At 40.6% G+C, this 22030-nt stretch carries 26 protein-coding genes; 6 read left to right on the forward strand and 20 right to left on the reverse strand.

Going from position 1 to position 22030, the window contains the following annotated elements; genetic code table 11:
• Nucleotides 1–85: 85 nt before the first annotated feature.
• The 3 genes from KJB35_RS00230 to KJB35_RS00240 all read right to left on the reverse strand — a co-directional run bounded on the left by KJB35_RS00230 (nt 86) and on the right by KJB35_RS00240 (nt 1387).
• The gene (locus KJB35_RS00230; RefSeq protein ID WP_285468841.1) at nt 86–706 is read right to left on the reverse strand and encodes a hypothetical protein; all 621 of its coding nucleotides are present in this window, start codon (nt 704–706) and stop codon (nt 86–88) included.
• Nucleotides 699–1055, reverse strand: a complete 357-nt coding sequence (locus KJB35_RS00235) for a hypothetical protein (RefSeq protein WP_285468842.1) — start codon at nt 1053–1055, stop codon at nt 699–701. Before KJB35_RS00235 ends, KJB35_RS00230 begins: the two co-directional genes overlap by 8 nt.
• A 68-nt stretch (nt 1056–1123) precedes the next feature.
• A complete protein-coding gene (locus KJB35_RS00240; protein WP_285468843.1) occupies nt 1124–1387 on the reverse strand; it encodes a hypothetical protein in 264 nt (87 codons plus the stop codon).
• Nucleotides 1388–1494: 107 nt separating this feature from the next.
• Between KJB35_RS00240 and KJB35_RS00245 the strand changes: the two genes are divergently transcribed.
• Complete coding sequence (locus tag KJB35_RS00245) at nt 1495–2976, forward strand: hypothetical protein (protein ID WP_285468844.1); 1482 nt, start codon at nt 1495–1497, stop codon at nt 2974–2976.
• Between the two features lie 829 nt (nt 2977–3805).
• Here the strand turns inward: KJB35_RS00245 and KJB35_RS00250 are convergent.
• A complete protein-coding gene (locus KJB35_RS00250) occupies nt 3806–4189 on the reverse strand; it encodes a hypothetical protein (protein WP_285468845.1) in 384 nt (127 codons plus the stop codon).
• 104 nt (nt 4190–4293) lie between these two features.
• Between KJB35_RS00250 and KJB35_RS00255 the strand changes: the two genes are divergently transcribed.
• The 3 genes from KJB35_RS00255 (at nt 4294) to KJB35_RS00265 (ending at nt 7817) form a co-directional block, all read left to right on the forward strand.
• On the forward strand, nt 4294–4458 hold the full coding sequence (locus KJB35_RS00255; protein ID WP_285468846.1) for a hypothetical protein: 165 nt from the start codon (nt 4294–4296) through the stop codon (nt 4456–4458).
• A gap of 534 nt (nt 4459–4992) precedes the next feature.
• A complete protein-coding gene (locus KJB35_RS00260) occupies nt 4993–5922 on the forward strand; it encodes a hypothetical protein (protein ID WP_285468847.1) in 930 nt (309 codons plus the stop codon).
• Nucleotides 5923–6137: 215 nt separating this feature from the next.
• Entirely contained in the window at nt 6138–7817 is a 1680-nt protein-coding gene (locus tag KJB35_RS00265; RefSeq protein WP_285468848.1) for a diguanylate cyclase, read from the forward strand.
• Here the strand turns inward: KJB35_RS00265 and KJB35_RS00270 are convergent.
• The 16 genes from KJB35_RS00270 to KJB35_RS00345 form a co-directional block, all read right to left on the reverse strand.
• Nucleotides 7814–8278, reverse strand: coding sequence for a hypothetical protein (locus KJB35_RS00270; protein ID WP_285468849.1), 465 nt, complete (start codon nt 8276–8278; stop codon nt 7814–7816). The genes KJB35_RS00265 and KJB35_RS00270 overlap by 4 nt on opposite strands.
• Before the next feature lie 517 nt (nt 8279–8795).
• On the reverse strand, nt 8796–10130 hold the full coding sequence (locus KJB35_RS00275) for a glutathionylspermidine synthase family protein (protein WP_285468850.1): 1335 nt from the start codon (nt 10128–10130) through the stop codon (nt 8796–8798).
• A gap of 50 nt (nt 10131–10180) precedes the next feature.
• Entirely contained in the window at nt 10181–11221 is a 1041-nt protein-coding gene (locus tag KJB35_RS00280; RefSeq protein WP_285468851.1) for a hypothetical protein, read from the reverse strand.
• 10 nt (nt 11222–11231) lie between these two features.
• Nucleotides 11232–11678, reverse strand: a complete 447-nt coding sequence (locus KJB35_RS00285) for a DUF350 domain-containing protein (RefSeq protein WP_285468852.1) — start codon at nt 11676–11678, stop codon at nt 11232–11234.
• 9 nt (nt 11679–11687) lie between these two features.
• Nucleotides 11688–12389, reverse strand: coding sequence for a DUF2491 family protein (locus KJB35_RS00290; protein ID WP_285468853.1), 702 nt, complete (start codon nt 12387–12389; stop codon nt 11688–11690).
• Between the two features lie 5 nt (nt 12390–12394).
• On the reverse strand, nt 12395–13486 hold the full coding sequence (locus KJB35_RS00295; RefSeq protein ID WP_285468854.1) for a potassium channel family protein: 1092 nt from the start codon (nt 13484–13486) through the stop codon (nt 12395–12397).
• Nucleotides 13487–13492: 6 nt separating this feature from the next.
• Entirely contained in the window at nt 13493–14194 is a 702-nt protein-coding gene (locus KJB35_RS00300) for a hypothetical protein (RefSeq protein ID WP_285468855.1), read from the reverse strand.
• Entirely contained in the window at nt 14194–14631 is a 438-nt protein-coding gene (locus KJB35_RS00305) for a DUF2170 family protein (RefSeq protein WP_285468856.1), read from the reverse strand. The genes KJB35_RS00300 and KJB35_RS00305 overlap by 1 nt, the downstream gene beginning before the upstream one ends.
• Before the next feature lie 134 nt (nt 14632–14765).
• Nucleotides 14766–15584: a hypothetical protein gene (locus tag KJB35_RS00310; protein WP_285468857.1), complete on the reverse strand. Its 819-nt coding sequence runs from the start codon at nt 15582–15584 to the stop codon at nt 14766–14768.
• 14 nt (nt 15585–15598) lie between these two features.
• Nucleotides 15599–15979, reverse strand: coding sequence for a hypothetical protein (locus tag KJB35_RS00315; protein WP_285468858.1), 381 nt, complete (start codon nt 15977–15979; stop codon nt 15599–15601).
• Nucleotides 15972–16442, reverse strand: a complete 471-nt coding sequence (locus tag KJB35_RS00320) for a hypothetical protein (protein WP_285468859.1) — start codon at nt 16440–16442, stop codon at nt 15972–15974. The genes KJB35_RS00315 and KJB35_RS00320 overlap by 8 nt, the downstream gene beginning before the upstream one ends.
• Nucleotides 16443–16456: 14 nt before the next feature.
• Entirely contained in the window at nt 16457–16888 is a 432-nt protein-coding gene (locus tag KJB35_RS00325) for a hypothetical protein (protein ID WP_285468860.1), read from the reverse strand.
• Between the two features lie 22 nt (nt 16889–16910).
• On the reverse strand, nt 16911–17180 hold the full coding sequence (locus tag KJB35_RS00330) for a hypothetical protein (RefSeq protein WP_285468861.1): 270 nt from the start codon (nt 17178–17180) through the stop codon (nt 16911–16913).
• 168 nt (nt 17181–17348) lie between these two features.
• The gene (locus KJB35_RS00335; RefSeq protein WP_285468862.1) at nt 17349–17960 is read right to left on the reverse strand and encodes a hypothetical protein; all 612 of its coding nucleotides are present in this window, start codon (nt 17958–17960) and stop codon (nt 17349–17351) included.
• Between the two features lie 106 nt (nt 17961–18066).
• Nucleotides 18067–18534, reverse strand: a complete 468-nt coding sequence (locus KJB35_RS00340) for a hypothetical protein (RefSeq protein WP_285468863.1) — start codon at nt 18532–18534, stop codon at nt 18067–18069.
• A gap of 68 nt (nt 18535–18602) precedes the next feature.
• Nucleotides 18603–18980, reverse strand: coding sequence for a hypothetical protein (locus tag KJB35_RS00345; protein WP_285468864.1), 378 nt, complete (start codon nt 18978–18980; stop codon nt 18603–18605).
• Between the two features lie 581 nt (nt 18981–19561).
• Between KJB35_RS00345 and KJB35_RS00350 the strand changes: the two genes are divergently transcribed.
• Together KJB35_RS00350 and KJB35_RS00355 are read left to right on the forward strand one after the other, a co-directional pair.
• Entirely contained in the window at nt 19562–20137 is a 576-nt protein-coding gene (locus KJB35_RS00350) for an IS607 family transposase (RefSeq protein ID WP_285469244.1), read from the forward strand.
• 29 nt (nt 20138–20166) lie between these two features.
• Nucleotides 20167–21945 carry an IS200/IS605 family accessory protein TnpB-related protein gene (locus KJB35_RS00355; RefSeq protein WP_285468865.1) on the forward strand — a complete coding sequence of 593 codons (1779 nt, stop codon included), beginning with the start codon at nt 20167–20169 and terminating at the stop codon, nt 21943–21945.
• The last annotated feature ends 85 nt before the right edge of the window (nt 21946–22030 follow it).

Here is a 22030-nt window from a genome sequence, read left to right on the forward strand (position 1 = left end):
CATTTCTGTAGTCCACAAAAGGATAACGCCACTCAGTGTGAGTGACGTTTTGCAATGGAGCACTTTTTACAAGAAGCGGCGGTGTTTACTGAAATGGTGTTGTAAACAATTCAAGATTGATTGTTCCGATGATTATTGCATTAGATGCGCCATCGGTGAAGACTTCATAGCCTAATCTATCGGTGGGTGAGTAAATCGGCGTTTGCTTAGCTAATTCAATAAGCGATAGCGGGTCTAATTTACTTAAACTGGTCTTCATCCAGAAGTCCGATTCTCTTTCAGAGATGAAACGTACACGGACAATACGGGCGTCCTGTCTTTGCGCATCCTTCACATCTCTTGGGCTGATGTGATAGTTGTATAGAGAATCTTTGTCGTAAACATCATGACGGGATTTCTTAAGAGCTTTATCTACGTAGAGAACGATAAGGTTCTTTGTAATCTCTAAGCCACCAACGACCCAATTACGCCAAGTTTCTTTGTTATCCTCACAAATGCCATCATTTCCGATAACATTTATTGATGCATTAAAAGCATCGCAAGCCAATTTCGTGACACACTCTTCGGTGAAGTAATCTTCAATGTCATGCATGTTACGATCAACACTTAAAGATAAAAGCAGCGATTGGTTTTCTGAGTTACTACAAAACAGGGCATTAACTTCTTTTGCTAGAACATTTTGGAATTCAATATCAAAGTTAATCATTTTTTTCTGTTCCTTTCTCTAGCTCAATTAATTGTTCAATTTGATCAACGGTAAGTTTGAGACTGTTAACTTCATACAATGAATAAACACCGCACTTTGTTTCTGAACGAGCTTCGCAAGTTGGGCTCGGAGCGCCGATAAAACAGTCGCTGTTCTTCCCACCACCACAAGTTGCGGGGCTCAACTTATAGATCCCGTCGTTGTGAATCCGTTTATACATGATGTGTTCTACGGGAATTACTTCACCTGTTAAAAGGTGTTTGACCACGCTATTTTCAACAATTGCAAACTTGTCATCTTTAAGTACTTTCGCGAGATTGATCGCTAATTCTTTACTCGGCATTCTCATTGTTCAAACCTGTGTTATAACCAATAAGTTTACATGGTATTGCAACGCCACACAGCAGTCAATAGTTTTTAAAAACAATAAAGCTTTGTTTCAACAAAGATGGGTGTGTTCTCACCGATGTAAGCTCCTATTAAATTTGTGTGGAAGTACTCAAGAGCTTCATCTGAGTCCATTTGCTCTGTCAGTATATCGATGCATTTATTGGAGTCATATACAACTTGGTCATTACCTAAGTACTGACTTATACCAAGGATCGCTTCATCAAAGCCATCTGCAAACTTCAACTTTAGATCATTTTCGTATGCAAATTCTTCAATATCTTCTCTCAACATTTACTTTAATGATAAGAATATAAATAAACTATGCACAACAAGAAATGTTGATTTAACTTTGAATGATTTTCTTTGTGTAGCGCTAAGTATTAAAATTAAAGAAAAGCATGAAATCACCAAAAATGTCAGATGACATCCGCGACTTATCGTTTAAAGATTTTCTTTCTCTAGTAAACAAGCATGATGAGCACCATAGTAGTGATGCATATAAAAGAAATGCAACTCTTGAGCATTTGAATAGGGACTCGCGCATCGTAAGTGAGGGTGAATCAAAAAGCGTCATACAGAATCTAAAAAGAAATGATGTAGAGTTTCAGGTCTATGAGCACGTTTTTGATAAGACATATAACAATTATTGCAAGAGACTTCCTGACGACTCTGACTATCTAAGGGATGAGAAGGGAGGGCTCGTTTACTACACTCACGAAGAAAAAATAGCTCTACTCGGAGAAAATCGGTACGCGTACGAACACAGTGTTGTTCGAAAAGATACTGGTGAGATAGTTGCGGAAACCAGTGATGATTGGAACTGCCTACTTTATTTGGTTGCAAAGGAATACCAAGGCTTTGGTTTGGCAAATGTACTGCTGGAAAAACAGCAAGAGAGGCATCCATACAGGCATACAGGCGGCTTCACTCCTAATGGTGAAAATGGGTACAGACGATTTTACACCTCCCAGATACGCAAGGCGATGAGGGATGGCTATTATTCACGTAGTGTTCGTGAAGGTAGAATGAGCAAAGATAGATGTTTGGATATACTTAAGTCTGCTGATGTATACAACTGGATTAAGTACGACGAGACCATTCAGTCTAGTCCTGAATATAAGAAAAATGTTCTTGAGGTTTACGGGTTGACTAATTCAGACCTTGAAAAAGACCATAATTACCTAAATACAATGAAGATCAGAAGTACCTCTCCTGAGTCGTTCGCAGTTACTAAGTGCAACTACTGCAAACCAGAGAACTTGGTTTTATACGTTGATGGCGGTACTGCTATTCTGTATGACAAGAATATTTACGAGCAGGTGATTGATGACCGAGGTATAGCTATTAACAACGAGTTCTTTTTCGAGCAAGCAATCAAGGGCTACGTCCACAACGGCGGTGTTATGACCTCAGACACACCTGAAAGGATTTATGGTCTCTACGCAATAAATGAAGCGGTCGAGAAATACATGCACGTCGTGGCGTTAAACCTTTCGCTAAATGAAGAATTGATTGTAGATAGAGATCAGCTACACCTAATTAAAGAGTTACCTTTAGCGGATAAACTTGAGTTCGGTGACTACATTGGCAAAACAACCGTTAAGCTCAAAGAGCCAACTTTTGATTTAAAACCATTGGCGGCTTACGAGTCACTCGTAAGAAAAAATAGAGACAATAAGTATGGGGACAAGTTTTGTGTAATTCATGAAAGAGCATATGGGATTGCCGAGAGCCACAAAAATGAGATCAGGTTTTACGAAGCGCCTGAATTAAGTTTTGAAGAGAAGTTGCAGCAGCATAGATCGAGACCCGCGATCTCTTCACCCCCACTTAACAATGCAGTTCAAACAAGAAAGGCAAAGACTCGATTAACGTTGTAATTTTCATAACTGCTAGTAACACTAAGCATCCACAGGGCTCTCTTAACACCATAAGCGGTCTCCTGTGGATTAACTTTTTCTCACACAGACCCACTTGTTTAATTCATTTCTATTATTTATGTTTTAATTAGTGGTGCTGAAACGGCCATTTATCTCTAACCTAAAGTCCTAAAAGCCACTCAACAATGAGGTTGCTCTGTGCTGATTCAATCTAGTATTTTGGTCGCAAAACAAACAATCACAGGTACATTTAGTTTAGTTGAGACCGATTCTTACCTTATCCAAATCCCTATTATGTAAAGCTAGAGCATTTAAGTAGTCTTTTTGTGCATAAAACAATCAATATAATGAAGAAGTCAACTTCATGTTGAGTGAATGTCTTAATGTGTTGCTGCACAATTTATAGCCATACACCCAAGCTTAAAAGTGCAATACCTTTCTGTTATGATGAAAATCTTTCAGTCTTGGTGTGATTGCAACATGTGGTTTTTAATCAAAGCTTTGGCATCTTTCTTTTTAGGTCTGACGATCTTTTTGTCGCTAAGCACAGATCTGAAACCAGAAATGCTCAACTATCAAATTTTGATAGAAGCGGTTCCGTTCGGTCTAATAACTTTGGTCTTATATCTGTGCCTTACAGATAATGCGGGGTTTAATTTTGAGGCGTCGTTGTCTGATGCAAAGTCAAAGAAAAGAAATTAGTCAGAAAAAGTCAGGGAACAGCTGTTTCTGTGTGAACTGGAAAGGTTGGTAATCTAGTGTGTTTGTCTTTTAATTTTTTAATAGACGAAAAACTAAAAAAGACCGAATTAACATTCAGTCTTTATTTTTATTTTGCATCCAAGCTTTTAACAACAAATGGCATTGAGTAGTTTGCTGAAGAGCGTTGGTGAGGTCTATGGTTGCATTTTTTAATCGCTTTTTTGAAATCAACTTTGATTGGACATTGCTTGGAGTTAAGCCTTGCGACAAAAACATCATATTTCGACTCATCGAACCAATGAGAAGTAAGAATTTCATTTCGGATGAAGTCTTGTAAACCTAAACCACCAATTAAGTCTTTTTCATGATGGTATCTAGTATCCCTGATGTCATGATAAACTGTAACTCGGTTGGTTAAGAATTTCTTTTCAGCACAGCAATAACCAAAGGTTGATCCAGTATCTAGCTTTTTCAGGAGAATTACCCAACATTTTGTTTTTAATTTTTTCAAGGCTGATTCTCCTAAAATTAAAAGGTGGCGGCTGTAGAAGGAATTGAACCTTCAAAGGTAACTCACATCATTCGTTAAGGGTTTAGAGTTAAGAACTTAACGCCATGATGATCTACTTACACTTCGAAAACTATCTCTTGCTCTACCAAGATCCTGAAAACAATGTGAAAGTAAGTGGTTCTCTACTTTGCTTAATGGATCAAACTAAGCATCTCAGAGCGACAACTATCTCGACCTTCCTACAACAAGGCAGCCATATTTATTTCTAGTCTTCAATTTAGACTAGTTTTGAATTCGGTGGTTGGGGGAAGGAATCGAACCTCCCCATAGAGATACTCTCAGCATTCGTTGAGGGTTTGGAGTTTGAACTCAGCGCCATGCCGATCCACAAAAACTTAATTGAAAATTCACTGCTCCACCAGCTAAAAGAACAATTGTTTTTATGAGTGGTTCATCTTTAAAAGATGCGGCAACTATCCCGTCTCATGTCTACCACAAGCCAACCAAAATGTAGCATTATTTGGATAACCCAAACTTTTCTGCATGCTAACATGTTTAAGTACAGTGTCAACATGGATTATGAAAAAAATATAATATTGACCAACTGCTAACTCTGAAGATATGATGATCTCGCTTGGTTAGTCATGCGCTTGTCGGGCAATAAAAGCTCCATGCAGGCTTGCCACCCTCCACACGAAAGTGAATGGTTAAAATGCAGAACTACAATTAACGACCATATTGCTTAGCCGTTTTGCTATCAAACATAATTGGAGGGGGTTTGATGGCGACTCAATGGACACAGCATGGAAAACGTTAAACTACCAATAGACACATATCAGGCATTTCGCGTCCTAAGAAATGTTTATAAAAGCCACTTGAAGCAAGTTTATAAATTGGAACCATCTTTGCGCGAATTGGATGAACTTTTCTCTAAATTTGCTGGCTTCACATCATTTAACCACTTGTCATCCAGTTTACGAGAAGGTTCAGATATAGGGATTTCAGGTGAAAAGCTATTGCTTCAGAAAGTCATGTCGCTTGTTCTTGATGTTCCGCCAAAGCGGAATGTTGAGTTGTTTAAAATTGCTTATAGTGCTCACTTTGCAGCTGATCTATCCACTCCTCTCAAGCCAAGTAAACTCAATAAGAGATTTGCTTTGCTCTTTGATTGTGACTCTCAAGAAGAAATTATGCACCTCGCGTGCAATCAGGCTTTAGGTTTAGATCTTTATATAGTCTCTCTCAGGTGTAATCTCTCTATTCTGCGTGATAATTATGACCACATTGGTTTTTCATTGGTCTATGCTATCTTGGACAGGATGACTTACCAGATACCACCAGAAACCTTGTTAACCAAGGCATTTATGCGTGAGTTCGTAAGTGAGATTACTATTAACTCATTCTCTTCTGATCAACTTCTATCCAGACTAAAAAGCATGTCGACTGTCTCTGATTTCACGACCTCAATAAAAGAGTGGATTGAGAATGTAGGTGTTGGGATTAAGCTTTCGGATGAGAAGGTAGTGTTTGTGACACCTGAATGTTCCTTTGTTCATACTCGCGTTACTCGTATGCGATGGGCTGTATCACTTAAGCTTAAGTTGGAGTTCGATAATGAGGTATTGGAATCTCGCATAAACAGACAAGCCGAACTGGTTAACTCTGGTGCTCAAACATCGGTGTGTCGTAGCACATCGGAAGGAGAATTTCTGTTCTCCGCGTATGTTTACTAGAGCTATTTCCAGTTTAAGATTTGCTCAAAAAAAAGCCCTTATCTAGCTTAATGATAGGGCTTGTTTCATGAGTAAGATTCTGATTAATAAAGCGTTTATTAGAGGGATTCCCCCTGTTACATCAACCACTTCAAACATATAACATCCTTATCAATAATACAGATTAACAATGAGCGTTTATACTTAGTATGCTCTCATTAGAAAAGGATGATCTAGTGGTTAAATGGCACGAATCAATTAAACTGAAAATAGCCTTGCCGATCTTTTGCGTCTCAATTTTGATAGCTTTAGTCTTCTTCCTTTTCTCCGCATCTATATCAATATCCAACGCTTTTCACGTCGAGTCACTTAACTCTGAAAAAGCTCTTGCTCGAATCAATACAACCATAGAGCGAGAGTTGCGCCACCTTGGGAATTACACTAATGATTGGGCTTACTGGGATGATACTTATGATTATTTAGGTAATGGGTCGGAGAGTTTTGAAGAGTCAAACCTAAGCGCTGAAACACTGAAGTTCGCCAAACTAGATTTTATGATCTTCATGAATATTAGTGGTGAGGTCGTTTGGGCAATGCACTCAGTGCCCAGCAGCGAAGGGGCGTTTATTGAAGGTCTGCCCACTAGTGAAGATCGATGGGATGGGGCGTTTATCAAGGCACTTAGTGAATCGGGTGATGGCTTGGATGGGTTTACATTAACAAGCTTCGGGCTAGCTTATTTTTCTGCACGGTCTGTTTACACAAGTCAAAGAGAAGGACTGGCAAATGGTTGGGTGATTACAGGTAGATATTACAACTCCAAGAGGGAAGAGTTACTTAGAGAGCAGACTCAACAACACATCGTTTTTGCTCCTCAGAATTTGAGTGTAACTTTGGGAGAGCTTGATAACTCGGAGCATGAGGGGAGGTCAGGGATCTTTGCATTGCATGTAGTAGAGGGTATCACGATTTACGATTACTCTGGCAAGAAACTGGGAACGCTCAAAGTGTCTATTTTTAGGCATGAATATCTGGATGCTGTTTACTTGCTGTCTTTTGCATTTTGTGGGTTGCTAATAATTGCCTTTGCGTGTTCTTTTGTTGCTTATAGAAGAGTATTGAGCGTCGTGGTGACACCATTGAAGGAGCTCATTTCATCGATGGAAAGGTTGGATTGTTACTTTGGGGCGGAGCCTTCAATTGAAAGAGGAGGGAGGGATGAAATCTCTCTTTTATACCAAAAGTATAGAGCTCTAACGGGAAACCTCATAAACATTCAGAACGAGTTAAAAGAAAGGTCGGATGATTTAGAGGTTAAAGCTCAAGTCGATCCACTCACAGGCTTAAGTAATAGGAGGCACTTAGGTTATATCTTGTCGGACGCAAATCGAAATGGCTTTTTGAAGATTCATGGGCACAAGTTGCTTATTATGCTCGACATAGACCACTTTAAGCAGATAAATGATACATGGGGACACCTATCAGGGGATATGGTTTTGAAAGAGCTAGCGTTGAGGCTAAGGAGAGTTGTTAGAAAAGAAGACCATGTCGTGCGAGTAGGGGGTGAGGAGTTTTTGATAGCCTCCACTTGTTCAAGTTCAGACATATGCTTAAGCCTAATAGAAAGAGTTATGTGCAGCGTTAGGTCTTCACCTTTTAAAATAGCGGATAATCACTCAGTGGATGTGACGATATCAATAGGTTTTACAATCATGCCAATAGCAGATAACGATGAGTTTAATCTCGCCTTGGGGGTCGCAGATAAAGCGCTGTACGAAGCGAAAGGAAGTGGTAGGGACTGTTGGGTTGGTTACGGAATGCAAGAGAGCGCGGATTATTCATACACGCTCTATGGAAATGTAGATGAGTTGGTGACTTCGAATTTACTATATCGAACTACCTCAACGGCGCGTTAGCACAATGGCTCTTCCTCGATAAGCCCAACCACTTTGATTACTGACTTGATGGTCTCAGGTGCGATATGGGTAATGTCCTCTTCAAAGTTTGCACGAGACTGCAAAAACTCATTGTCATCGCTGGAATAAAGCACGCACTCAAGCTCTCCGTAGATATTGTTCATGAGAAGCACATCCGTGTTTTCAGACTCAATTATACGAAAATCCTTGATACCAGAAGGTTTGTAGTTTTCGAGGTTTAGGATACTAGAGGCATTATCAATGAGCCTAACTGCATCTTCGTCAGGCATAGTTTCAAGAAGATTTATTTCAGGATTTTGAATGAAGAGGGATGAAGCTACTGCCTCGCTATAAATGGTCATTCGGAGTACTAGATTTCTTTCGTCGTCATGACCCAGTCTAAAAAGAACTTCTCCAAAATTGTCATGATTTACTGAACGGCACCATATTACTTTTTGCATTGTTATACCACTTTCCTGATTGCTTGAATCTGCCATTTTGGGCAGTCTTTGTTTTGATTGAGGGCTCCGCAATAAGCAGCTTTTATCCTACTGTTTTTCTCGCGTTCAGCCACAACATCCAATCTAAACCTTAAGTCTTTGGAGTTTTGCTCCAGTCGCAATTTGACCAATCTTATAAGAATTCCGCTCGGCAGAATAAGCGTCAGAATTTTCCAAATTGGATTTGTGAGGCTAGGGATCAGAGTAAATGAAGTTTTCATACCAAAATTTTCGCAAAAAAAAGCGACCCTGAGACAAAGGGTCGCGCTAAGACGGCAATGCCGTAATAAACAGTTGGCTAGGTTTTGACCTTGGGTTTTTAATCCAAGATCTCAAAGGATGTTTTGAATTGAGAGCTCAATATCCTTTGTCACTTCCCGAATAGAAGTAGAAGGTTTGGAGTTCCTGTTCCGAATCAAACCTTTAGTAATAATGCTACCAGAATTAATGTTTATGGCAAGGAATTTATTTGTCTTTTTTAACTTTTAATTAAATGTGGCACAAAGCGTTCATTTTCATGTGTAGGAATCGTCCCTTCAAACTCTCGTACTGAAATGCCTTCGCAGGTCATATCGAGGTTTCCTTTGATGTTTGTAGGTGCCATCCATGTACAAACAATAGCTTTGGTGTTGTTGTTGACTGAGCAGGGTGGAGTGAATTTTTGGTACAACCAACCACTATTAACAAAATCGCCAGAGGACAACTCAGTTATAACACCACATTTAACTTGTGATATATTTGCGCTTTGACGACCTATCAAAGGTTTTTGAATCCAATTTTCTGAATCACTCGGCTTTGTTACGTAGGAAGGCAAAATGTATTTAAAGGCGTCACGATGTTCCTCAATAAACATGGCGACTTCAGCGTTCTCATTTTGTTTGATTTCACTAAGGTATGTAAGCCAAGCGAAAATCCCCTTATTTGATAAAAAGTATCGCCACGCAGGTTCAAGAAATGTCACTCGATCTACCCATAACTTCCATTCTTTAATTGGGTTGGAGCTTTGGCTGTAAAAATCTTCTACCATATATTCCCAAGGGTAAAGAGAATAGATGGCGTCGACAATTGTGTCGTTTATTGTGAATAGGGGATTTTGAAGATCACCAAAGTCGTAGTCTAGAGCTGATAAAGAGTCAAACAGGGCGATATGCGTGGCCTCTTCATTAAATGCATGAAATACTGTCTCGGCTGAAATGCTGTCTTCGGTAAAATTTACATCGCATAATACAGCGATTCTCTTGTCCACTCCGTTAACTACACTCGGTATAGCCTTTACTAATGTCTCGTGATGCTCGTTGTGTTGATTGTTTGGTAAGCCTAGCTTCTTGCATAGGTGGTGCTGAAGTACTACTGAGTCATAGTACGTAACTGGACTATCCATATTAGCTTCATAAACGCCTGTAACCATTTCACTATCAGCATCATATGCGAAGTCAAAACGTCCAGAGATTGCTTTATGCTTCTGCTTAAATGTATAAATCGCGTAGTCAATAAATTCTGGATAGCTATCTACAAATTCACTGCTAAAAAATGTTCTGATGTGCTCTCTATTGTCGTCAGAAAAGAGAATACTCAGCGAACCTAACATTGCTTTGTAAACCATTTCAGACACATGTTTTAGATGGCTCACCTCTTCCTTTGAAAACTCATAAAATGGAGTCTTTCCCGCTTCATTCTCTGGGAAAGGGAACTCTTCTGTAAGGGATGTAAGGTTCGACTGTTCCCCCATCATCATATGAATTGTTGATGTTTTGGGACATTCGGACTCTAACTCATCAAAGTCAGGTGTTACATGGTGAAGTTGCTTTCTCATTATTTGTTCCAATAAAAAGCCCTCTAGAATGAGGGCTTTGGATGATAAAGTTAGCCGCCGAATCCTCGACTGCGACTTCCGCCCCAGCTACTTCCGCTGCTACGGCTTCTTGAGCTGCTACCCCATTTAGAGGTGCTTCTTCGGTTGCTGTTTGAAAACGCCTTTCTTTTCGGTTTTGGCATCTTCTTAGCAGGTTTCGGTTTCGGTTTTGCCTTAACTTTAACTACAGGTTTAGTGTAATTCGAGTAGTTAGCTTTATTCCCTGTATCGTTAATCTTATCGAATGGGTGTTGGGCTGTTTTACCACTGTCACGCTGCTTACCTAACCCTGAGTTAAAAGGTTCCTTCTTGGGATTTGGTGTCTTACCATCCTTTAAAGCTTGGGTTTGTAATTCCTTTTGCTTCTCGTGAATCGCTGCTGCACGTTCTGATGCTGTTTTTTTCGAATGATCAACCTTTGTGTCTTTAGGTTTGTGATCGAACTTCGAATACTTTTCAGACGGAGCTCTTCGTACACGTTCGTTGTAGTAGGCTCGCTCGTAACGACGCTTAGATGTTGAATAGTCATCATAATCGTCATAGATAACAACAGGGAATCGTGGCTGATAGTAAGCTCCCACACCGTAGTGATAGGGGTTTCCTCTGTAACAACCTTCACCAACCAAGTTACCAAACATATCTCGATGACAGTGTTGGCGGTATCGGCGGTTCGAATCTAAGATAGCATCAGCTAATCGAGCTCCAGTGTAACCAGCTAGGATACCTACGCCGACAGGTACTACATATTCTGAGAAGGAACTTTCGTTTGTCGGATTTTGGCTAACAATCTTAAGGACTTTCTCGCCGTTCTCATAAGAGTAATAAGCATCTTGTACGCTTGGGTCTCCCTGTTTAAGGGTGCGAACTAAATCTCTTAGCTCTTCACCTTCACGATTCATTCTTGCAAGTTCGGCTTTTACAGCTGCCTGTATTTCCTCTTGGCTCGGGCTTTTTTCGACATAGACAACCTTGGTTTCAGGCGTCCCATCATTGTCCGAGCACCCTGCGACCAAGGTTGCCCCTGCCACCATTAGTGCTACATTCTTTTTCATGAGCAGTGCCTTAGTAAGTGATGGACGCCGCTAGAAGGATACCTACTACAAGCGAGATACCTGCAAGTGTAATGCCCATTGCTTCCTGACCGTCGTTGATTCGTTCAACTTTTTTAGGGAAGGCAATGCTTACGAGAATAAATGCGATCACTTGAGTGACAATTGAAGCTACGCCCCAAAAGACAAAGTCCAATAGACTCAGTGCGTTTAGTTGTGCTGCTGCGATAGGAAGTACAACACCAACAAGAGCACCTGCGAGGCTGATTGCTGCTGCTTTGTTATTCTTGCGAATAAGCGTTTTTTCGCAGTACGGCGTTACTCGGCTATAGATTGCATAGAACAAGCCTAGCATGATCAATGAAATGGCAAAGTAAACCATTGAAAGACCGAAAGACAGTAAAGTTTCTGTGAATGAGTAGTCTGTGCCGAAAATAACTTGCTTAAGAGTAATGTTCATTTTGATACCTTATTGTTGTTGGTTGTAGGCTTTAAATTCTGAGTTTTTAATTTTCATTCCGACCGCAACCCAGATATTTAAGTCGTCGTACGAAAGAATCTCGCCAGTGTCTTCGTCCAAAGTAACTTTGCACTCAGCGTTGACAATCAATAGCTCTTCGAAGTTTTCTCCGATAGGTCGATTGAAGATTGCGTAGGTGTGATCAAGAGGTTTAATTTCATTAGAGCCGATTTCGACAACTTCCAAGCCACCATAAACCTCATTGGTTTCTCGACGGTACTTGTTGCCCTTGTATTCAAACTCCAAGTCGTTCTCGATAACCATTTTCCACTGGGCAGCTTGCTCATCATCCGGTTGGTCGGCACCAATGTCGTGAACTAGTTGGAACACAACATTTGTGGCTTCGTTGCCAGCCTTGTCCTCTCCGAAATATTCAATTTCAACAAAGTAGTCATCATCAGTGTAAACACGAAAGACGTTGTCGCGGTCTTCTGATTTTTGCGCAATACCCACAACTACTTTATTTTCCTTACCCGAGTGATAGGTCAATTGATCACCAAAGATATCTTCCACGTCACTAGAGATAGTGATTTGACTATCAAGTGCGATGCCTTTAGTTGGGGTTTTGTTTACCTCAGCAAGAAGAGTTGTGGGTGCGGTTTCCTGCTCTTGTGTTTTTTTGCCAAACTTATTTTTAAACCAATTGAACATGTTGATTACTTTCCTTTGAATTGGTTGGTGATTTCCAATGCCGACACTTCATGCGAGGCGACATAGAACAAATGCATCCCCGCTGAGATACTCATTTCTTTTGGAGGGTTCATAACAAGATTGTTACCTATTGGGTCGTCTTCTTGTGATACGCCAATGACTGTTATGTCGAGGTCAAATTTGCACGCGGTATACAGTTCCATGAATGTCGTTTCTTTAAATTCATCGGAGAGCTTGAGCGTAAATTGTGTAGCGCTGACTTGAGGATCTACAAGGGCTTCTGCACAAGAACTACTACCAGCAAAAAGAGCAGATCGTGAAAGCATATGTTCGCGAAAAATGTTGACCACCTCAATTTTCCCACCGATATTAGCCAATAGACTTTGGATATAAATATCTGTTGAGTAAACGACAATGTGTGGTCGCTTATCGACTGGTGTTCCGAGGTTGTTCATGTAGTTGTTTAGGGCTACACAAATAAGGTGGTTCTGCGCATTGTCGCCTGTGTTAACAATGATGCTTTTTGCTTTACCAATCGCAAGACGCCCATATTCTTCTTGATTGAGCAGGTTTTCTAGTCTCACATAATCAGTGAATTTGAGGTCACTAATTGGGTGCTCAAGTTCTTTGTCAGCAGAAACGAGTGCAATATGCTGTTTTTGGTTGTTCTCACGGATTAGAGAAATGATTGATTCAGTTTGATTAGGGAGCCAGCCAAACAATAAAATGTGATTTTCTACTTGTCTCAATTTGATATCTCCGTTTAGGACGATTTCTTTTAAGCTTTGGTAAGAATTGCCCATCTTCACCAAAACAGAGCTAAAGAAAAGCAAACCAAAGGGGACAAGAATGAAAGCAACTACCATCTTGCCAACGTCGGTAGATGGCGAGAAATCACCATAACCAACAGTACTGATCGTTATTACGCTGTAATAGATGAAATCGAGTGGCTTTGACGTAATGTCTTCACCAGCCAAATAGAGCATCAACCACGTAATGCCGACTATCAAGGAAAAGGTGGCGAAAAGATTGCGCCACCTTAGTTCAATCACCGCTCTACGAAGTTTGTATCCAGCCTTCGAGAGTATGAAATGCATCGTTGTTTACGCCCAAGGGTCATCTTCAGTTTCTGATGAAAAATGCTCGGCAATTTCATCTTCTAGACTTGTGCTTTTTACTTGATTGCGCTTTTTACGCTCATCAATCTTCGCTGCACGAATCTCTTGGTTTCTTTTGGCACGAGCAAGGGCGCTGTTGTCTGAGTCCATGTCGTTCAGACTATCTGTCAGAGACGATGTTTGCTCATGAAGAGAAAGAAGCTTTTCGCGATCTTCCATAGACTTGATCTCACGCTCAGCCATTTCGATGCCTTTGGTTTTCTCATCGATAGTTCGCTCTAGCTCCTGAACGACCGCTTGAGAGCGCTCAAAATCTTCGATCTGAGGCATGTATTCAACATCTAACTCTTTCAGCTTGTTTTTAATCTTCATGGCTAACGCCACTGCACGCTGTGCTTTTTCGTCATCGCCAGATTCAACAGCTTCGGAGTGCTGTACTTTAAGAGCATCGCGGTTAGTTTCTAGCTCAGCACGTCGTTCGTGGTACTCTTTAAGCTCTGTGTCTTTAACGCTTAATGTAGCTCGTTGCTCGATCAACTCGTCTTCTGCTTTTGAGATGGTCTTTTTGTTCTCGACAATCTCTTGTTTTAAAAGGTCAATTTGGTGTTCATCTTGCAAAGATTCGTTTGCATTACCGACAATTGACTTTGCCAGTAGTGTTACGTTTCGGCGGAGTGATCGTAGCATTATTGTTCACCTTTCTCTTTTTTCGCATTATTGAAGATAGTGATTGCCTCTGACATCTCATCAATGAACAAAACAGCATTGTCTGCTAGTGTGTTTAGTTCAAGTAGAAGACTCTCTTTTGTAGAGCTAGCAGATAGCTGACCAAGGATGACATACCAGTCTTTGCCACGAATTGTTTCTAGAGCAAAACTAGATAGCTCATAACGCTTGGTGTTTCGAAGAATCAGGCTGTTAATAAAGTTTGACTCTTCTTGATCTCCAGCTTCAAAAAGTGCTGACTGAACCGTCATATACTTGTCGTTGATGAAAAGAACAATTTCAACTTCATTGTGGTCATGAAGCGTCAGGATAGCGGAGTCATTGCTAACAACTTTAACTGATGTATTGTGTCCAGAAAGGAATTCTTTTAGCTTTTCAGCATTCCATACATTTGACATATTTTCTCCAAAGATAGATGGATTGTTTTCGATAGTTATAGTGCCACATGATATTTTTATTTCAAACTTTTTTTGCAAGTTTAGGAATAAATAACACACAATATGTGGCACTTAAGCTAATTTTGGTTCTGAGTCTAATCAGATGCTAGTGATTTTACCGCAGAGAGGATTTCAGTTAGCTTTACGTCCAAGCCAAACTTAGACAAATCCTCAAACGTATGCAGGTAAGTTTTGCCATCGTAGTTGTCAAGAATGTTAAGGTTTTCATCAACCTCTAATTCATGGTAATCGTAGGAACCTTCTCCATCATTCAGATGGACAGAGCAACAGGTGATCTTCTTTGAATAAAAATTGTAAGTGATACCGACAGTGATATCTCGGAAGCGTTCGTCGTCGAGAGAACACATAAAAGTATCGTGGTAAAAATCAAATGACTCACCATCACTCCCACCTAGGCACCATCCAAGTTTTTCCGCCGAAAGATGCATTCTAGCTAACGAGATCTCCGCAATTTGCTCTTCGGTCAGCATATGAGGATCAATGTCACTCACGCTAACCTTTAGGTCTTTAAGCTCAAATCCCCAATTCTTCCCTAAACAATGCATCTTCTCTGCGGCTGAATCGGGGTGTTGTGAGGCTGAATAAAATAGAATCTTATCGCCACCATTGGACTCTAATACCGCGCAGTAAATATTGGAATCTAGCAAATCGCTATCTTTTAGCATCTCGTGAAAGCCCACTCGATACTTGATGTCATCAATAGGCTTGCTTTTATGCTTGTTGACGATTTCAGTCCAGTTCGGGGCTTCTAGCATTCTAGAAATTACCTTATCCATCTCATCGTTGCTAAGAGGAACGTTTGTGATATCCAAAATGCTCTGGCGGACAACTTTTCTGAAAGACTCCAAGTTCGCATTGCCTTTAATAGCTTCGTATAGTGGTTTATTACGCATCTTGCTTACCTTTGCTAACTTAAAGATTTATCAGTTAAAATTTTTACCAACGTGACAACAAAGCATCTCAGAGAGTTTTTGGTATTTAGCCCGTCGTTTTTGTCTTCTTTGAAAGCGGTGTAATAAATCCCACCTTGTGATTTCAGTGTCTGATCTGTAGACCAAATGCCTAAATCATCATGGTAATTGAGAGAGATTTTGTTTTTGATAGCAAGCTGCATTGTTAAGTTCCAGTCGGAACAGTAATGAACTTCAATCCCTGAATTTCGCTCCAGTTGTGACTTTGTGAATTCGCCACTTAGAAACATTAATTCCTTGTTTAGTTCACTATCCGTCATGCCTTCAATTGCATCAAAGAGTTTTCTTCTGTTGTGCGGTTGAATGGTGTTAACCATGACGCGAACCTCTCTGTTTATTAATTAAGTTAAGCTCTCGTTCGAACTTATGCTTCACCTTACCTCGTGCAGGAGTCATGTGTGGCGGAGGGCACTTACACACAGTTAAACGATACCAGTAATCATGTGGAAGGTAGCGTTGATGAGTAGGGAGTTTATTCCCAATCACTCGAAAGCCTTTAGTCAATTCTGAACCAAAGTAAACTTGTTTAACCTTAGTCTCTAACTCGTTAATGTTTAAAGCATAAGGGTGCTCAACCGAAACTTCTTTTGTTCTATGGTTTACATTAATTTCCATTGGGACGTGTTCAACAACTTTGTCCCTTTCTGTTGCGAAGTAGATGGGTTTCAAGATGGATTCTAGAGAGCCACCAATACAATGTTCAGCTCCCCCATCTTCTCGAACAACATATGAACCAAAGTCAGCGATACTAAGGAGTGTGTCTGCTAGGTTAGTGTGCATAAGGTCGAATCCTGTTATTTATTGGAGTGCAATTTACATTTAGATGAGTCGATGGCGATGGAAGTTCTAACGCAGCCAGTCACCATTAAGGCAACGTCAACATCGGTCTTATCGGTAGGGTAGGGTATTTCACCGTTGTCACACATCTCGTGCCATTCGCGATCCGTTGACGCCCAATTGTTTCGATATAATGTCAAAGGTTCTTCATATGCTGGGTAATCAACATACAAAGAATTTTTGTCTACCTGAATCTCAATAATTTCAGCTTCATCTTTGGACACTCCATTGCATTCACATGTACTGAGTGCGAAATCTAATGCAGTATCAAGATCGTTCGTAAGACAGGAGTCTTTCCTTAATCCTGTCTTAAGGATTGAAAGCGCAGACTCATAGTCGGTTCCGTGATAAAGCGTGATAGTTTCTGTCATATTGAATGAGAGGGACAAGCCCCCCTTCCTTAGAATGAAATTAAGAAAACGGGTAGAACTCAAGAGAGGCGATATTATCAATTTCCTTTTTCGAACCATTCTTTAGTTCATCAAAGAAGTTAAAGGTGCGAACCTCAGAAACAGTGCTTTTATCTTTGAGAATGATTCGGAACATAACATGCTCATACTTAAAATCGATTTGCTCTACGTGAATATCAACGTTTTCGTCGAACGCCACCTTCAAAGAAGAAATGATATGTTCTTTGATTGCTTTCTCTGCATTCTCATTAATCTGTTTAATTGTGCTCATTAGAAGTACCTGTGTTTGGCTAAGAGACCACCCCTTACCGACAAAGCTATAATACCACAATGAACTGGCATTGCAACACCAAGTGGATAACTAAATTCAAATTTAATGAACGATTTTATAGAGCTTTGAAAAATGAAAAGAGCTCTACACGAGTAGAGCTCTTTGGTGTCAGGCTTTAACTTCTTCTGCTACGAAATACGAATATTTTTCGTAATCAACATTCTGATTTTCGTATAGATACTCTTCATCGACATGGTCAAGGATCTCGAAATGTCTGAGCTTGTAAACTGCTTGGCAATAACCCGAAATAATAAAGACCTTGTCACCAAGTTTGTAGTTGTCGTCAAATTGCTTACTTAAACGAACAATGCAAAAGTTTGGACTGTCTACTTTTCGTAGTTCAGCAGAACGGTTCTTTGCGTATCTTGGTGCAAAGAATGACGGGGTTGGGACAGTATGACTTGGTTGAAGATCGGCAGAGACCAATTTGTACGATTCTTCTAGATTCTGTTGGATTTTTTGACAAAAAACATCATCAAAAGGGTTAACCAGTCCATCTTCTAAGTACGCCAAATTCAGCTTATCATCCAAAGAGATGTCAAGGTATGGCTTTTCCTTTGTGCCATCACCCTTACCAACGATAGTTTGGATTGCATCTGAAAGGGATGGTGAGACAAATGTAGAGTTAATAAGATGCTTGGTGGTTAAATAAAACACACCATCTTTCTCAAGAACATTTAGGGCGTTTGTTGATTTACTTTTAACTATTAAGTATTGCATTTCGAGTCCTGTGCTATTTTTTGAGGAACCAATCTCAAATCTGTCGCTATTATACATTAACCACTTGGCATTGCAACACCAAGTGGTTAATTTTCTATATTTTTGTTTAAAATCGGAGGATTAAGACATCATCCAACATCGCACCATCCTGATACAGAGGAACTTCAACTTCCGAGTTACCTAGTTCAGAATGAGATTTTGTTGAGATAACATCATAAATAAGAGATTCCGCTTCCGAAGTATCGATAGAAATTTCTTTGCTCACTACTCGAAGGAATACTTCTGATCCCGCGTCAGTGTTTTGAAGTGTGAACACATCAGAATTATGAACAGTTGTGAACGAGATAATTTCGTAATCATCAGCATCTACGTCCTGAGAAAAGTCGCTCTCTTCAACGCTATCAATCGCCCTCTCCAAGTGCATCAGAAGGTTTGTAATGTACAATTGCTGACAGTCGCTTTCAACAAGACCTTTTGATGGCATGGATGCAGTAATTAATGAACTCAGTGAGTTAAGTGAATCTTCAGCGTTAGCCTTGAAGTTTAGCGCTGAGTTTAGGTGAAAAGTAGCCATATTTGCGTTCCGTGTTAAGTTTTAAGATAACACCTGCGGTGAAAATACACCGCAGGTTGAGTGTCGTATCAGGAGTGTCCAAGGATTACTACTAATTCTTTATCTGAGCTATCTTCGGAAAAGCAAATGACAGGGTGGCGGCTACCATCATCCCATAAATACATAAAACAGTCATCGACAGGAGTATCGCAAATAGGTTCGTTGTGAGCGTTGATTTCCTTTAACACTTCAGATGTCGAGATTGCGTCGGCTTCATTGGACTCATCTTCAAGTTGAGCGTTGATTTCCACAATTGGATTTGAAATTGCAGTAAGGTCAACGCTATCGGCAAAGAGGATGTCACCGCACGGGGTTACAAACTTGATTCGTTCGGCTTTCTGGGCTTCTAGATTTGCTTTAAACTCAGAAACCTTCATTGGTTCAACGTCAAAATTAACATTATTCATTTTATTTTCTTAACCTGTGTTTATTGTTCAGGGAAACCATCTCCCTGACTTCGAGACCTATAATACCACAACAACTTGGCATTGCAATACCAATAATGAGATTTTTTAGAGGTTAAAGATAAACGTCGCATTAGAGTTTAAGTCGAATATTAACTCGATAACAGCCAGAGGGATACCTCGCCACGCGAGGTATCGTTTGTTGAGATGACAACTATGTTTTCATCCTAAAACTAGGGCAGTGCTCAAGTGATATTTCACAAGCTCCAAATGCCTCCCAACCCTCTCTGCGTAGCTTTTCAGCAAGGAATGGATTCTCGCACACATCTATCTCGATTGACGAAAACACTCCGCCTGAACGTAATAACGCGTACTTCAGGAATTCTGAAAAAACACCTTGCTTCTGAACTTCCTCATCAAAGGATATTCTGGCGAACACTAGGGATGGCTTATACGGGTTCCATTTGCAATAAACAAAACCCGATTTCCCCTCAAGTTTTTTGCTAAAAGGAAGGCTTGCATCAGGGTCGAACGCAAGTTGCCAAATATTAGTCTAAACCTGATCATTTAAGTAAATGATTACAATCAACAAATATCTATCAATTGGCGATACCGCTGAAATGCTCGGGGTTTCGGTGCCAACAATCAGACGCTGGCAAAGGTCGGGCAAGATCAAAGAATCTCACAGAACGGCGGGGAATCACCGCCGTTTCTGCATTTCTGAGATAAGAAATTTACTCGGGATAAACTTCGAAAGAAAAGTCATTGGCTACGCGAGAGTTTCGAGTTTTGACCAAAAGTCCGATTTGATAACTCAGGCAGAGTATCTGAAATCACTTGGTTGTGATGAAGTGATTACCGATCTTGGCTCAGGAATGAACTGCAAAAAGCGAGGGTTGCACAAACTTTTGAAGCTGATTATCTCAGGTCAAGTTGAAAAGCTGGTTCTGACCCACGTAGATAGGCTGTTGAGATTTGGTCATGAACTAGTCTTTAAGCTGTGCCAATGGTTCAATGTTGATGTAAACATCGTCAATGCGAAAGAGGATGAGTCATTTGAGGTCGAATTGACCAAGGACGTGATCACCTTAATGACAGTATTTAGTGCCAGATTATATGGTAAGCGCAGTCATAAAAACCGTTTAAAAAGAACTGGATAAATCCTTAGTACTGTGTAAACATACAACTCATGACCAAAATGACTCAAACCATTGAAACCAGACTTCCAAGGGACGTGTCGGACAAGTTCGATTCAGTTCTTAAGGAATACGCTGCGCATTATTCTAAGGCGTTGCGCGTTTTGGTATCTCGTAAAAATAAAGGCATTGCAGTCAACAAGTCGGACTTTTTGAAAGAGTTTGGACTTACTGGTCGCCAGTTTAACGCTATCAAGCGCGAAGTTGATGGTCTTTTTGATAGCCAAAAATCAAACTATCAACGCTACATTCTTGAAGCGCATAGAAAGAATGAAATCCGCTCAAAACGCTTGGCTGAACTACCTCTAGCATTTGCCAAAGCTCACGAAATCGCAGATCCAGAACAACGCAAACAGGCATTGTTCAAGTTGCGTAATGAGCAAAAAGGTTGCCACGACCGCATCACTAAAACAAGCCATAAAATCGAACGTTGGTTAAGGTTGCTTGATGACGGTCAAATCAGTGTTTGTTTTGGTTCGCGTAAGCTGTTCAATGCGCAGTACAACCTTGAGGCGAACGGATTTTGCGATCATGCTACATGGCGTGAGGCTTTTGTGGCACAACGCGACTCTGAGTTTTTTACTTTGGGCTCAAAAGACGAAGTAAACGGCAATCAGACCTGTACTATCACTCGCTCAGGCGGTGATTTATTCAATATTCGACTGCGACTACCAAATGCGATGGTGAGTGGCAAAAACACTCATATCGAGTTGAACCACATTCCTTTCAACTACCGCACTAAAAAGTTACTCAAAGCGATTGAGTCCAACGATATTCGATCCGAGCTAAAGAAAGGTTGGAAGGGCAATAAAGGACTTATCGAGCGTCACCAGCGTAATCTAGAAACAAAACAACAGCATTCTGAGTCTGTTCTTGCCGCAATGGTTAAACGCGGCGATAAGCCAAAAGATATTGATAATGCTCGTTTATCCTATGATAAATCATTAGAGAAATTCTCCAAGTTCACCGAGAGCAATGCTCTTTGTGACTTTGGACAAGCTCTCTCATGCCGTTTTAAGCGAGACCATAAAGGTTGGCGTGTCATTCTTTCGATTGATACGGAAATTGACGTGGAACCTATAACAGAACGTAAAAACGGTGCGATTGGTATTGATTTGAATGAGCATCACCTCGCGGTAGCTGAGATCGACAGTCGAGGTAATAAAACTCAAACGTTCGATCTGTATTTCCGCGACAAGTCCTACGGTGATGGAAGTAATCAAGTTAAGACTGGGCTTGGTGAAGCAATTGCCAAAGTTACCCGTTTAGCTCAAGAAACTGGCAAGCCGATTGTTATTGAGAATCTGGACTTTAAAGCCAAAAAATCTGAACTCAAATCAGGTCGAGAGAAGCAATACAACAAGATGGTATCGAGTTTGGTTACTGCCAAATTCCTTAGCATTATCAAGCTGCGTTGTGCTGAAAAAGGGATTGAGTTAATCCCAATCAATGCAGCATACACAAGCTTTATCGGGAAATTGAAGTATAACAACGAAGTGAACTTCAACGTCCATCAAGCTGCTGCAATCGTTATTGCCCGTCGGGGAATCGGTTTTAGCAACCGCAAGTTACCTAAATTACCGATGTGCCTAGTGCGCTCTGAGCAAATGCCATTCCCTGTACCGAAGGATTCAGGGAATGGTGACGCATTTGCTTATATTAAGAGAGTTCACAAGGCGTTTGGTAAATGGTTTGAGCAAATGTTGTCGGTGAGTGCCCCGTCCAAACGGGCGTTGGTGCAACCCGACTACTGCGCTGAAATCCCGTTCTAGGGATTTATACAAACACAGCCCAAAAGCGCGTTCGTGGGCGAAATTATTGTGCATGATCAGATTTGAATATGTGCTTAGGAGCGGT

Source organism: Vibrio sp. D431a, from assembly GCF_030248655.1.
GTDB classification, from domain to species: domain Bacteria; phylum Pseudomonadota; class Gammaproteobacteria; order Enterobacterales; family Vibrionaceae; genus Vibrio; species Vibrio alginolyticus.

Bases quoted from the DNA above. Each gene is read 5' to 3' on its own strand.
- KJB35_RS00230 (WP_285468841.1), bottom strand. From the start codon at position 706: ATGATTAACTTTGATATTGAATTCCAAAATGTTCTAGCAAAAGAAGTT.
- KJB35_RS00235 (WP_285468842.1), bottom strand. From the start codon at position 1,055: ATGAGAATGCCGAGTAAAGAATTAGCGATCAATCTCGCGAAAGTACTT.
- KJB35_RS00240 (WP_285468843.1), bottom strand. From the start codon at position 1,387: ATGTTGAGAGAAGATATTGAAGAATTTGCATACGAAAATGATCTAAAG.
- KJB35_RS00245 (WP_285468844.1), top strand. From the start codon at position 1,495: ATGAAATCACCAAAAATGTCAGATGACATCCGCGACTTATCGTTTAAA.
- KJB35_RS00255 (WP_285468846.1), top strand. From the start codon at position 4,294: ATGATGATCTACTTACACTTCGAAAACTATCTCTTGCTCTACCAAGAT.
- KJB35_RS00260 (WP_285468847.1), top strand. From the start codon at position 4,993: ATGGAAAACGTTAAACTACCAATAGACACATATCAGGCATTTCGCGTC.
- KJB35_RS00270 (WP_285468849.1), bottom strand. From the start codon at position 8,278: ATGCAAAAAGTAATATGGTGCCGTTCAGTAAATCATGACAATTTTGGA.
- KJB35_RS00275 (WP_285468850.1), bottom strand. From the start codon at position 10,130: ATGAGAAAGCAACTTCACCATGTAACACCTGACTTTGATGAGTTAGAG.
- KJB35_RS00280 (WP_285468851.1), bottom strand. From the start codon at position 11,221: ATGAAAAAGAATGTAGCACTAATGGTGGCAGGGGCAACCTTGGTCGCA.
- KJB35_RS00285 (WP_285468852.1), bottom strand. From the start codon at position 11,678: ATGAACATTACTCTTAAGCAAGTTATTTTCGGCACAGACTACTCATTC.
- KJB35_RS00290 (WP_285468853.1), bottom strand. From the start codon at position 12,389: ATGTTCAATTGGTTTAAAAATAAGTTTGGCAAAAAAACACAAGAGCAG.
- KJB35_RS00295 (WP_285468854.1), bottom strand. From the start codon at position 13,486: ATGCATTTCATACTCTCGAAGGCTGGATACAAACTTCGTAGAGCGGTG.
- KJB35_RS00300 (WP_285468855.1), bottom strand. From the start codon at position 14,194: ATGCTACGATCACTCCGCCGAAACGTAACACTACTGGCAAAGTCAATT.
- KJB35_RS00305 (WP_285468856.1), bottom strand. From the start codon at position 14,631: ATGTCAAATGTATGGAATGCTGAAAAGCTAAAAGAATTCCTTTCTGGA.
- KJB35_RS00310 (WP_285468857.1), bottom strand. From the start codon at position 15,584: ATGCGTAATAAACCACTATACGAAGCTATTAAAGGCAATGCGAACTTG.
- KJB35_RS00315 (WP_285468858.1), bottom strand. From the start codon at position 15,979: ATGGTTAACACCATTCAACCGCACAACAGAAGAAAACTCTTTGATGCA.
- KJB35_RS00320 (WP_285468859.1), bottom strand. From the start codon at position 16,442: ATGCACACTAACCTAGCAGACACACTCCTTAGTATCGCTGACTTTGGT.
- KJB35_RS00330 (WP_285468861.1), bottom strand. From the start codon at position 17,180: ATGAGCACAATTAAACAGATTAATGAGAATGCAGAGAAAGCAATCAAA.
- KJB35_RS00335 (WP_285468862.1), bottom strand. From the start codon at position 17,960: ATGCAATACTTAATAGTTAAAAGTAAATCAACAAACGCCCTAAATGTT.
- KJB35_RS00340 (WP_285468863.1), bottom strand. From the start codon at position 18,534: ATGGCTACTTTTCACCTAAACTCAGCGCTAAACTTCAAGGCTAACGCT.
- KJB35_RS00345 (WP_285468864.1), bottom strand. From the start codon at position 18,980: ATGAATAATGTTAATTTTGACGTTGAACCAATGAAGGTTTCTGAGTTT.
- KJB35_RS00355 (WP_285468865.1), top strand. From the start codon at position 20,167: ATGACCAAAATGACTCAAACCATTGAAACCAGACTTCCAAGGGACGTG.